Genomic DNA, 12415 nt, shown 5'->3' on the forward strand with positions numbered 1-12415 from the left:
GGGTTATAGCCGTGCCTGAGCCGTTAATGGGCGGCATTAACCCCGCTCAGGCGCGTCAATAGTAATTGGTCGGATAGCGTTTTGTAGCATAACAGATGAGAGTAAATCGACGAAGTGTCCTGCTCGGGCTTGGGACACTCAGTGCGACTGTCGGCGGCGCGTTTGGCTCCGGCGCGTTCTCCTCAGTTGAAGCCACGCGATCAGTCAATATAGAGACCTCTGATGATTCAAGTGCGCTGCTGAGTTTCGAGGCGAATAAGCTAGGTACGACTAACGGTGGAACCCCCGAGGACACTAACGGCATCATATCTACGACCCCAGAAGGGTCAGATACGTCTGTTATCGAGATTAAGCAGACCAACCTCAACAAAAATGCGACGACCACATTCAAGAATGCCCTCAAAGTCATACTCACGGACATAAATACGTGAAGACATCTGGAACTTCAATTCGATCGAGTGCAGTGAGCGCAGCATCACGCAGATCGTCGAGTGTGTCGAACAGACGGTTGCCAAGTTCTTGATCGAGTTGTCGCCAGCACTCTTCCGCGGGGTTCAGCTCCGGTGAACCCCGCGGAAGGTAGCACAGTTCGATCGGCGTGTCTTCGACGAATTCCTGCACTGCGTTAGCCGTAAAATACGACGCGTTGTCCAAGATGACGCAGATTTTCTCGCCGAATTCGGTTTGGAGAGCGTCTAGCAAGCGATTCGTCGTGTCGCTGTTGAAGTTCTCCTCACAGGGTAGAAAGAACGTCTCGCCGGAATCGCTGATTGCACCGAGTAGTTTGATGCTGTCCCACGCGCCCGTCACCGGGAGTGACGGGCGCTCTCCTTCGGGAAACCACGCATAGATCAGCGTCGAGAGCACCTGACGCGTCTGATCGATGGTCAGGATCGTGTATTCGTCGTCCAGGTTGTCGCGCTTTTTTTGAACCCTTCTTGCCAGGCTTCTTGCGCTCGCTCGTCGGATTTGTAGTACTCCGGCCGGGCTGTCTTCCAGGACAGCCCGGCCTCGGACATCAATCGACGGACGTGGCGTTCACAATACTCAACGTCGAATTCTTCGGCAAGATAGTGACGGGCTAGTGGAACAGACCACGCGGGCGCGTCTAGTCCAACTTCTTCGGGTGATTCGTGGAGAGCCTCAACGAACTGGTCGTATTGTTCACCAGAGAGTTCTGCTGTTCTGCCTTCACGTGGATCGTCATAGACGACTTGCTCGACCGGCTCATCAGCGAGCCGGTCGAGCCGCCCAACCCATCGAGACAGCCATGGACCGGTGTATCCGTACCGCTCAGCTACTTCTGCCATCGTTGCGTCGTCTTCTTCGAGGTAGTTAATCACCGCCATTAGCCGCTGTGTCGGCTTCTTGTCCTCGACCTCCGCGAGAGCCTCGCGGAGGTCGTCGAGAGTGGCGTCGTCAAGCGCGGCCATACTCGACAGTCACACTCTATCCTAAAGAATTTTTAGCCGACAGTATCAGTAATGACAGCAACAAGGATGTCGGTCTTTCGGTGAATCCTGATGAGACCGAGTACGAAGAAGACGCAAGTGCAAGCGGTCTTGTTGGGAGTGCACGGCTCAATTGAATCCGGCGAATTTCGGCGTTTCAGAGTTCAATTGCCTGCTCCACGTTGTAAACGCCGGCTATGAGCGTTATCTCCCGGAACTGGCGGAACCAGTCACGCGCTCGGACGGCGGAGCCGTGCGAGCGCTTGATTGAGGAGTTGACGGACTCGGTCTGTGATCGCTGACCATAGAGCTCGTCGTCTATTCGGGCGTTGTGTGCGTGATCGTAAGGAGCGAAAACACGGTGCTTTATCAGCGGACGAATCCCGGCGTTTCGAAGCTCCTCACGGAAGCTCATGTCATCATAGCCTTTGTCAGCGGCCAAGCTTCGAAGGTCGCCCGCGTTCCGCAGGGCGACCTTCGGGCCGATCTTGGTTTCGTCAGGCCACTTCGTGCTGCAGTGTAAGTCAAGAATTGCTCCCTCAGCTGTATCTACGAGAAACGTCGTCTGGATCGTTTTGACGGAACGATCAATCCGTCGCAAGTAGTGAGACGATGCTTGCTGACGGTCGAAGTAGGTGGCATCAATTGCGGCGTGACCATTCTGGTCCAGCAGCTCCGCCGACCGGCGGAGCAGCTGTCGCCAGACAGTCATCGATGCCCGTTTGAACGCCTTACACAGCGTCGAAGGCGCGGGAAACTCCCTGCGTTGAAGGTTCAATACCGCTCGAACACGTTCCATCTCTTCGGCCCAGTCGATAATTTCCTCGTACTCCGCGCTCATGTGTTCGCGCAGATAGAGCAAGACTGCGTGCTTCCAGCCGGCAAACCCGTTGCCGGCTGGATCCTCAGTTCCATCAGCGCAGCGTCAGTAAGCTTTTGAGCGAGTGAAGCCACTTGCTTCACGAAGCGGAAGAGGGTGTTGTGCATAACATTACTCTCCCGCTTCATACCCGTGATTCTAACGACCTATCCCGGCGCCGTCTGTGGATTCAATTGAGCCGAGTGCACTAGACATTGAAACTCCGGGCACGGACAGAAGATCAATCGTCGATAGCGATAGCGAAGGTGACAACGCTGTCGACTTAGCCGCCGGTACTGAGATCACTCTTACAATTGTTGTTGATCTTCGGAACAATACTGACGCAGACATTGACGATATAAAATCGATTGTCTTCGCAGCACGGCGGGACGACTACAGTAGCGCGTAGTAACCAGTCCGGCTTATCACTGAAATGTGAAGGCTAGCACTGTCCGGGTAAGTCGCTACCTCCAGCCAGAATATGAAATGGTACTTCGCCCTTGGGCTCGTGTTCATCGTCTGCGGGACAGTCATGTCCACGGCTGCGGTCCCACTCTCCGAACCCGTTGACGAACTCGCCCCAGCGGAGGACACCGGGGTTGCGCTGGCCCCAGCTGACACGCCCAACGGCGACCGCTACGCATCGTTTGACAGCAACGGCGAGCTTATTATATCCGTTGACGTTTTTTCTAGCACTGAGACTGTATTCGACGACGTGTTTGTTGTCGGCTTTGCGGGAGTCAACGGTAGCGACGAGGAGGCGGCGATCCGGATCGTGCACGATAGCGAGTGGTTGGGCATCTACAGGAACACAGATGCAGGCGCACGCGAGTCGGTCGATGAGGCGAGTAACACGCTTACGCTTGACCCGGGCGAGCAGGCAACGCTCGGATTCACCGTGACGACAAGCGCCGACAGCCCGTCATCCCTCTCTGAGAAAGTGACGTACACCATGGAAATTCCAGATGCCGAGTCAGGCACTGGTGGAGGTAATGGTGGCAATGGTGACAGCGGAAGTGGTGGTAGCGGGGGTGATGCAGGCGGTAATACTGGTGCAGGGGGCAGCGGTGGTGGTGACACCGGGTCAAGTGACGGCGGTGGCGCCGGCGATGGGGACGGCACAGATGCAGGCAATGTTGGTGGCGGTGGTACCAACGTAAGCGATGGCGGCGACACTGGCGAGGAGAGTACCGACAGCCCAGAGGTTGCGACAACAACTGACGAGCCGGCTGAAACGCCCGCTGGCGGAGAAAGCGGTGGCGGCGGTGGCGTCGGGGCATCGACCGAGGAGCCGACTGAGACGCCCACCGACAGCGAAGAAGAACCCGAAACTGTGGCCGGCGGCGGGGCCGAACCTGTACCGCCGACACCCGAAAGCCAGCAGTCAGCCGAGCCGAGTGGATTCACCCTCGGTTTCGATCCGGCATTCGGAGTTAGCTGGGGCCCATGGGCGTTCATCGCTGGCCTGCTCGCGGTAGTGACAAACTACCTCGTCCAGACGCGATATCATGACGTCCTCCCGGTACTCCAGACACAACCGAGTGACCGCCGTCACCGGTTCCGCCGCGTCGCTATCCGCGAAGCAGCGATCGGTCTTGCCGGGATTGTGCTCACAATTCTTGTCGTGTCAGCGGTTTCGAGCGCTGGCTTCGGCTCAGTCACACAGCTGGGTGTTGCACTCGCGTTCTCCGCTGCAGTCGGCACGGTGACCGGGTACCGACTGGTCCCTGAACTCGATGCGATGCTTGAACCGCAAGCCGACGACGACGGCACCAAAGAGCAATAAAATAACTCGGTCAGTCCGATGTTTCAGCGTCACTGTTGCCCATAGTGGAATCAGTTCTGGGTTCTGGCGGAGGGTCGTACCGAAACAATCGGTCACCAGTGTACACGAGGAAATCAGAATCGCTATTTGACTCGATGATACGTTCATCGGTGTCTATTGCGATATCCACGAGCCAGACGAGCGAATCGACGGAAGTCGTCCAGACGTCGTCGACTGGATCATCTCGGCCAACGGTTATCCATTCATCAAACTCCTCGCGAGTGGACTTGTATACGAGCCATCGGCGCTCGGCGTCAGTAAGTGTGAAATAGTCGGTCGTGCGCCCGTAGACGAGGGAGTAGCGCCGCCAAGGCAACCAAGCGGGAGCACTGGCCACCGAGGGTCCAGAGCGGTACGTGCGAGCCGTGTCGACTGACTGCCCGTTACGTGTCCCCGAGAGAGTTACCTGAGAGACCACCGCTATCTTAAGTCGACCGGATGTCTGGCCGTGTTCGGAATCGATACGTCGAACGGCTTCAGCTGCGCGACTGACATTCAGCGAGAGCGGAACCGCCATATGTTCGCCCGCGGCCAGCGATTGCACAGTGCCCTGTGTCAGCGGTCGTTCGACTTCCCAGTAGACGAGAGCTCCGTTTTGCGTCGATTCAACGGACCGATACTGAACGAACACGTCAGCCGAAGCGGTGAGGTCACTTTCGTTGCTGGCACTGTACGTGTAGGTGAACGCTCCGTCCAGTACGGGAGCGACCCGCTGGAGGTACACGGATCTGTCCTCAAGCACTTCACCCTCTGGAAACGCTGAGGTCCCGTTGCGAACTGTCGCGTTGTGGGAGAACGAGCCGGACGATTGCCACGACGACACCTGCCGCGTGGTTGTGTCCGTTCCTGGAGCAACGTGCCCCGTATACGTGAGATATCCCCCAACTGCAGCGATAGCAACCAGACAAATCAGTAGCAGCTCGTAGTTGTCGACGACTGTTCGCCGCGTTTTCTGACCCAACAACCCCATTGCAACTGTAATACTGGTGCCGACAAATAAGGGTTGATACCAGGTCAGCAGCGACATATCTCTTTCTTCACCGCCCTCATCGCCGCTAGCTCCAGCGTTCGAATATCCCGGGAAGCAGTTTGTAGCTTCATCGTTACTTCGTGCGATCCCGCTACGTCGGTTGTTGCCCGTCGAAAACAGACTTGATAAACAGCCTGCCAACACTGTATCTTTCGCCAGAATCGTGTTCCTGTTTTTAACCGTTTTCGAGCAACAGTTCATAACGTCGACCCACACAAAAGGGCAGAAACCGGGTAGCTCACCGGGATTTATTGGGGGCGTAAGCAACTAAGAAGCCAAGGGCCAGATATTAGGCAGGTTTTTATATATTAGAATAGTTTACTTAGGGTTAATATTGCCAATATTAGGCGCTAAAGCCCCTCTAGCATCCGAACAGCGCCCCAAAGGTTGAAACACCTATCGAAGCTATCCCTGCATCTGTGTTCCAGTACTGAAACTGGTGAGGTCGTCAATACGCTCTTCGAGGGCTTCGATTTCCTGTCGGAGGTCGTCTGATTCTGCATCGTCACTTGCCGCCAGTCGGTCTTTCAGCCCTTGGAGACGTGATTCCTTGACATCGTCATCAACTTCGGCTTTCCGGACGTACTCGCTTTCGGAGATGTCGTAGAGATCCGACTCAGCTAGTTCAGTCACATCCAAGGCCTCAGCCACCTTACTCGAATCGAGGCTCATCACGCGCTCGCGTTCAATCCCAGCGTCTTCCAGTAAATCGAGCACGTCGTCCTCGTCTTTGAGCGAGCGGTTCCGGCGTGATGTTCGTTGGACCGACCCGTACTGGCCGTGGACCGGTTGGTCGTGATGCAGACGGTCAAGTAACACGTCGGCCACATCCTGCCGGAACTCGTTTGCGTTCCGCTGGACATCCGAACAGAGTGTATAGATGTTCACCAAGGCGTCCGTCTCAAGGTCACTGAGGTCGGTTACGTCATGCCGTTCCAGCGCGTCGATGAGGAGCAAGGCATCGGAGTAGACATCCAGTCCATCGGGTTCGATGCGGTCACTTTCATCAGGAGGCGTCGAACCGTCAACGAGTTGTGTCTCTGTCTGGCCCTCTGTTTCGACAATGACCCCTCTATCGCCGTCGATTTCGAAGCGCGGATGTAGGCTCAGGACTGCCGGATACGGATCGGCATCGGCCGGCAGGCGGTCGAGCTCGAACTCGCCATTTGAATCTTGAATCCGCCGGTAAAGTGTCTCGAACTGCTCGCGCTGGAGTGGGTGACGCTCACCGGGCTCGTCGAACGTAATGATGACACGATGCTCCTGTACGTCTATGATTCGAAATCGGTCGTGAGACAGCGGCGTAATGAGTTCAGCCCCTTCGGAGAGGTCATCGAGTTCGTCAATGAGCGTGTGCCAACTGACGCTGAATGGCATAGGAAGAAGTACGACGGCTTTGGGTAAAGTGTTCAGGACACGAGTCTATATCACTATATGCGATTGCGTACGTAGTAGGCTATAGTGGACGAGTTCGTCGACTGGGTTCGGCGTCGGGACTACTATCACGACCAGATACAGTTCCAGCGGTCGGTCGCTGCCCGGCGCCCCGAAACACGGTCATGTGAGATAAATCCTGAGGTCACCGCACAGCTCGCCGACCGAGGTATCGACGAACTCTACGCACACCAAGCCGATGCCATTGAGGCAATCCGTCAGGGCCAGAACGTCGTCTTGGCGACGCCGACAGCGAGCGGCAAGAGCCTCACGTACACTGTTCCAGCCATAGAGCGGGCCCGCGACCACGATGGACGCACGCTGTATATCGGCCCACAGGTCGCACTGATCAACGATCAAGAAGCGACGCTGTCTGCGTTTGCCGCCCCGTTCGAAGATATTGCCGTCACCCAGTATACAGGAGCGCTCTCCTCGGCGGAGCGTCAGCAGGCTCGTGACGACGACCCGTCACTCGTGTTGACGACTCCAGATATGCTCCACTGTGGCCTGCTCAGTCACGCTGAGGATCTCTGGCGGTCCTTTTTCGAGTCACTTGACCTCGTGGTCGTTGACGAAGTCCACGAGTATCGCGGGGTCTTCGGCAGTCACGTCGGGCTTGTGCTTCGCCGACTCACGCGACTCTGTGAGCGGTTCGACGGGAGCCCACAGTTCGTCTGTTGTTCGGCGACGATTGGCAATCCCCGAGAGCACGCGGCGACGATTACTGGCCAGCCCACCGACTCATTTGCCCTCGTTGATCAGGATACAAGCGAGACTGGGCCAACCCAGTGGCTGTTCTGGCAACCACCGAAATACGACGAGGGAGATGCTCCTGTCGGGGCCGGGCAACGCCGCTCCCACCATGGGGAAACGATGCGTCTGTTCGTCGATCTCGTCCAGCGTGGCTACCAGACGGTAGCCTTTACCCGTGCCAGACAGACTGCAGAACGCTACGCGACCATCAGTAGTGATACGCTCGCCGAGCAGGGCAAAGCCGACCTCGCAGAAAGTGTTACGGCCTACCATGCGGGGTTACGCGACGATCGGCGTGGGGCCATTGAGACGGCGTTGCACACCGACGAGTGTGCGGGGGTCTGGAGTACCAGTGCACTTGAACTCGGCGTTGATATCGGGAGTCTCGACGCTGTGCTGTTGGACGGCTACCCGGGCACGCAAATGGCGACGTTCCAGCGGGCCGGCCGCGCCGGGCGTGGAACCGACCCGAGTCTCGTCGCCCTTGTCGCCAGCGAAGACCAGCTCGACCAGTACGTCATCAACCACCCCGACGAACTGTTCGAAGGAACCCCGGAACGCGCCGTCGCTAACCCGTCGAACCCACACCTTCTTCGACTACACGCCCACGCGACAGCCATCGAACGACCGCTTCGAACCACTGACGAGCGGTATTTCGGCCCGGCGTTTCCCGACATTGTCAGTGCGCTCACCGACGACGGCGAACTGACCCGTCGACAGACAGCCGATGGACTCGAATGGCGACGCACGGCCAGCGGCCGGACGGTCAATCCCTACGAACGAGGACTCCGCACCATCACCGACCGCAGTGTCGTCCTCAGGGTACGGGGCGGCCAGTCAGACGAACTAGGCGAATTACCACTTGACGCCGCGCTTCGGGATGTCCATCCGGGCGCAATCTACCATCACCAAGGCCAGAGCTACGAGGTGCAGTCCCTTGACCTCGACCGCGACGTGGCGTGGCTTACCCCGACAGAGGGCGATCATCAAACCCGCGTTCAATTCGAGGAGTCGATGACAATCGAGGAAGACATCACTACCAAACCACTGGCGACACGCGAAGATGTCACCGTCCACTTCGCTGACGTAACTCGCCGAAAACAAGTCACGGGCTTCCAGCGACGCGACCACCGAACAGGCGAGATTATCAGCAACGAATCACTCGATCTGCCCGAGACGACCCTGTCGACCCGTGCGCTGTACCTAACACTCCCGCCGGGCCTCGAAGGACTCATGCAGACGATGTCCGGGTCGTTTGACGGTGGACTCCACGCCGTCCAGCATGCGCTCGTTGCGACATTCCCCCTCGTTATCCTGTGTGACCGGCGTGACGTCGGGAGTGTCTCGACGACTGACCATCCACAGACCGAGACGAGTGCCCTGTTCATCTACGACGGCTACCACGGTGGTGTTGGACTGGCACGGAACGGATACGACCAGATCGAAGACCTCCTCCAGCACACGTGGGGATTGCTCGCCGACTGTGGCTGTGCGGACGGCTGTCCAGCCTGTATCCAGTCCCCCCACTGCGGCCGGGCGAACGAACCACTCGATAAACGCCTCGCGGTGACACTCACGATGGCGCTTGCCGACCCGAACCGGCAGGACGATACTGTCGAACCGAACACAAATTAGACCCGACTGTGAACGATGGGACATGAACGTCGACGAGGAAACCATCCGGAATCGGAGCACGGACGCCGTGTTCGAGCGGGGCGAAACGTACCGCAAAGAGGGACGTATTCAACAGCTTGACCGGTTCGACGACCTCGTGACCGCGGCCGTCAGCGGGTCGAAACTGTACGACGTGACGATCACGTTCGGTGGGCGCAGTCTCGATACGAACTGCACCTGTCCATACGACGGGAGCGGTGACTGCAAACACGTCGTCGCCGTGTTGCTGGATATCGCCGCAGGTCCCCCAGCAGACGAGAGCGAGGGGGTCGAAGCAGTTCTCGACGACGTGTCGGCCGACGACTTGCGTGGCTTTGTCCGGGATGCACTCGCCGAAGACGCAGAGTTGCGCGAGCAGTTTCTCGCACAGTTCGGCGACGACCACAAGTCAGTGGAGGAGTATCGTGAGGAGATCGGCCAACTGTTCGAGCAACACGCGGATCCGGTCGTCTTCGAGGCAATTGATTTCTCGCGGTTTTTCGAGATTGCCGAGCAGTACCGTGATCGGGACCGATATCTGGCCGCGGCAACAGTCTATCGGGCCATATTCGAGGAAGTCGACGAGAAGTACAACTGGATCGACGGGGCCTACGACCACTACGCGAAAACCATCCAGAGAGCCATCGACGGCTACGCCGACTGTGTCTTGGCGACCGACCCAAGCCCCGAGGAGTTCGACACATACGCGGGCGTCTTGGAAGCACGAGCGTCGACAGAACCGCCGATTAACAACGAGCAGTTCTGGCGCGAACTCGATAATCTTGAGGAGCGCTACGATGAGTGAGGTTGATGAGCGATTCGTCATAGAGATTGGGAGTGGAACAGTGGTCCATATCATCGATCTGGATGCCGATCAAGACGGGAGAAACGCTCGCTTCTCGTTCGGTATCGGTGGTCCCGGGGAGATGATGTGTAGTCACGGTAACCGGCATCCGCGCCCGCAACACGTCCCAATATCGGAGTTTCTCTCCCACAACGATATCGATAAAGATGGCTTTGAGGGGGATGCGCCGGAGGAGGTTTGCTCGTATTGTTGGTCGAACACGCGGGAGGCAGTCGGGACCGAACAGGACCAAGCTGGCGACGACGTATCTGAGCAGATCGGGACCGTTGGGTATCGGCTCCGATGGAAGCAGAAAGGCCGCGCGCGAGACGAGTGGTACGATATCGTCGTCAAGCCGGAGACGACCATTGCAGAACTGGACAGACTCGTCTGTCGGTTCACGACGCTCGATGACTTCCATCTCCGGATGTACGGGCTCGAAGACCGTTACTTCCTGAACGAGCCGAGAGAGCGCTGTCTGAACGCCACGAAACAGTCACTTTCTGTATGATTTGACGGTCAGTCTCTGCTGCTACTGCGACCCAGACTGAAATAGCTCCAATTCACCGCTCTGAACAGGCGAGATCTACCGAACCACGAGACTATCTGCCGACAGCTGTCGCTTACCGCCGACCAGACAGGCCGTGGGCTGACCCCGGTCAGCCCGCGGCCGTTGCCTGTGACGTTGGCACACCGACCCCGTTTGCTTTGATCTTCCACTGGCGGCGTAATTGCTCTTCCAGTTCGTGTCGAATCCAGTCACGGAACATCTTGAACGTGAACTCATCGGGCAGGTCGCGCCCGCCCCGTCGCGGGCGGGCGACGACCGCCCACCTGAGAACGAGCCATAGGTTCTCCAGCAATGCTGCAACGAGCATGATCGCAAACCGCACGACGGGATCACGTGTCGTCGTGATCCCGCGTGCTTGCCGGAGCAAGCGATAGGTCGTTTCGATGCCTGAGCGTTTCCTGTAGAGCCGTTCGACTTGCTTGGCCGAGCGATCAGCAAGACCACACGCCACGTAGCCACGGACAACCTCACCGTGTTTGCCCCGATCACCGTTCTGGTAGGAGACAGCGACCGCGAGCGGGAAGCGCAGTTCCCGCTCGCTGTCCTTGTACATACGATAGGTCGTCATGTACGACTTGTGGACATCGAGTTTGTCCTTCATGCGTTCCCCTTTCTTGGGCACATGGACGACCGTTGCGCCGATATCACGAGCACGGCGGATGACGCGCTCATTGTAGAAGCCGCTATCGGCAAGTAGCAGGTCGATTTCGAAGGGGTAATTCTCGACGCGGGCGAGCACGCGCTCGACCGCGTCGGCCTCGTCTTCGTCGTTGCGGACATAGGTCATCGCCAGCGTCACCGGCTTCTCGTTGGAGACGACGTACGCCGTGCAATAGCGGTGGCAGGTAGTCGTCCCGTCCTTGGGAGCCATCGAACAGAGTTCGCCTTCGTCAGCGTAGTGCTCGCCGTGATAGGGGTTGTCGATGAAGTCGATGGAGACGATTCTCGACCGGTCAGGGTCGAGAATCGTCATAGCGAGGCGTCCGAGCAGAAGGTTGGCGACAACCTCAAGCCAGTGTCGATCAAGTGTATGGAGCCACGTGAAGACGGTGTCGTCACACGGCGTTCCGTTGGTGTCGTTGCAGGTTTCCCAAATCGATGTCTGGTTGACGCAGGCCAAAATGACGACGAGCCAGATGTCGCCGGGGTCGAGGGGACTCTCCTCGACACCCGGCAACGGGAGAGGGGCAATGACTTCTTCCGCTACGTCTTTGACGTCCGATGCCGAAAGATAACCGTCTGGATCGGGTAGGTTGAACATATCCAGATCCAGACACTTTCTCGTGGTTAATTCGGCGATTCAATTGCACCGATTACGTCGGTTGGGAAGTACCGAAGACGAGTACTTAGATTCTAGTCTCAACGTACTTCCCGACCACCAGTACGAGAAAGCAGGCGACCGGTCGTACACCAAAGCAAGTGAGATGACGATTGCGGACATCGCCGAACAGGCCGGGCTCTGGGACGGCGACAGACTCAGCTTGGTCTATGATTTCGGTACGCCGTCGCACTACTATTGTATTGTCAAGGATGTCTACGAGCGTGAGGAGGTTGATGAAGTTCTTGAGAGCGGTGACGTGATCACGTCGACTGATACGGCCGCGATTGTCAGGGAAAAGCGACCATGACTAAAGAGACAGACGAAGAGCGGAACAAACGCATTCGGAGAGAGATACTCACCGACGCCTACAACGCAGATGAGATGGCCATCAGTTGGTGCTACCATCTCGAACGTGAGCTGTCTTTCCCATTCCAAGCCCGCTGTATCGAGGAACGAACAATCTCGCCACTACGAGAGGACGAAGAAGTCCCGGTCGTTGGAATGACCGACGAAGTAGTCAGCAACCGGGAGATGTTCGTCCTCGTCGAGTGGATGGACCGCGAATTTGGCGTGCCACTATCACAGCTCGAAGTACTCGACGTGGACACCGATACCAGGAAAGCGGTTGACGACTGGCATTACTGGAACGGCGACGGTGGTCGATTGGGCTGACG

The 12415-nt window shown here is 57.6% G+C and carries 8 protein-coding genes and 3 pseudogenes; 6 read left to right on the forward strand and 5 right to left on the reverse strand.

What is annotated here, in order from left to right; translation table 11 throughout:
* Window positions 1–411: 411 nt before the first annotated feature.
* Together BDK61_RS00845 and BDK61_RS00855 are read right to left on the reverse strand one after the other, a co-directional pair.
* A protein-coding gene (locus BDK61_RS00845; protein WP_121302044.1) for an IS630-like element ISHhi1 family transposase occupies window positions 412–1433 on the reverse strand; the annotation gives its coding sequence in 2 pieces (ribosomal slippage) (window positions 412–927 and window positions 930–1433; 1020 coding nt in all).
* Between the two features lie 175 nt (window positions 1434–1608).
* Window positions 1609–2459, reverse strand: a pseudogene (locus tag BDK61_RS00855) (IS5-like element ISHma10 family transposase).
* 332 nt (window positions 2460–2791) lie between these two features.
* On the opposite strand from BDK61_RS00855, the gene BDK61_RS00865 reads away from it, so the two are divergent.
* Window positions 2792–4096 (forward strand): hypothetical protein, encoded by a 1305-nt coding sequence (locus BDK61_RS00865; RefSeq protein ID WP_121302046.1) that lies wholly within the window; start codon window positions 2792–2794, stop codon window positions 4094–4096.
* A 10-nt stretch (window positions 4097–4106) separates the two neighbouring features.
* Here the strand turns inward: BDK61_RS00865 and BDK61_RS00870 are convergent, their stop codons facing one another.
* Window positions 4107–5105: a DUF5305 family protein gene (locus BDK61_RS00870; protein ID WP_121302047.1), complete on the reverse strand. Its 999-nt coding sequence runs from the start codon at window positions 5103–5105 to the stop codon at window positions 4107–4109.
* A gap of 465 nt (window positions 5106–5570) precedes the next feature.
* On the reverse strand, window positions 5571–6542 hold the full coding sequence (locus BDK61_RS00875) for a PD-(D/E)XK nuclease family protein (protein WP_121302048.1): 972 nt from the start codon (window positions 6540–6542) through the stop codon (window positions 5571–5573).
* Between the two features lie 84 nt (window positions 6543–6626).
* On the opposite strand from BDK61_RS00875, the gene BDK61_RS00880 reads away from it, so the two are divergent.
* From BDK61_RS00880 to BDK61_RS00890, 3 genes and pseudogenes are all read left to right on the forward strand, one after another.
* Window positions 6627–8987 (forward strand): DEAD/DEAH box helicase, encoded by a 2361-nt coding sequence (locus tag BDK61_RS00880; protein WP_121302049.1) that lies wholly within the window; start codon window positions 6627–6629, stop codon window positions 8985–8987.
* A gap of 22 nt (window positions 8988–9009) precedes the next feature.
* Entirely contained in the window at window positions 9010–9810 is an 801-nt protein-coding gene (locus tag BDK61_RS00885; RefSeq protein WP_121302050.1) for an SWIM zinc finger family protein, read from the forward strand.
* Window positions 9803–10300 (forward strand): annotated as a pseudogene (locus tag BDK61_RS00890) (hypothetical protein); the annotation flags it as partial. The gene BDK61_RS00885 and the pseudogene BDK61_RS00890, both read left to right, overlap by 8 nt.
* Window positions 10301–10508: 208 nt before the next feature.
* Here BDK61_RS00890 and BDK61_RS00895 read toward each other — a convergent pair.
* Complete coding sequence (locus BDK61_RS00895) at window positions 10509–11681, reverse strand: ISH3 family transposase (protein WP_121302051.1); 1173 nt, start codon at window positions 11679–11681, stop codon at window positions 10509–10511.
* Between the two features lie 58 nt (window positions 11682–11739).
* Between BDK61_RS00895 and BDK61_RS00900 the strand changes: the two are divergent.
* Together BDK61_RS00900 and BDK61_RS00905 are read left to right on the forward strand one after the other, a co-directional pair.
* A pseudogene (locus BDK61_RS00900) lies at window positions 11740–12048 on the forward strand (hypothetical protein); the annotation flags it as partial.
* Complete coding sequence (locus BDK61_RS00905) at window positions 12045–12413, forward strand: calcium-binding protein (protein WP_121302052.1); 369 nt, start codon at window positions 12045–12047, stop codon at window positions 12411–12413. The pseudogene BDK61_RS00900 and the gene BDK61_RS00905, both read left to right, overlap by 4 nt.
* Window positions 12414–12415 lie beyond the last annotated feature (2 nt).

The organism is Haloarcula quadrata (genome assembly GCF_003634715.1).
Classification (GTDB): Archaea; Halobacteriota; Halobacteria; order Halobacteriales; family Haloarculaceae; genus Haloarcula; species Haloarcula marismortui.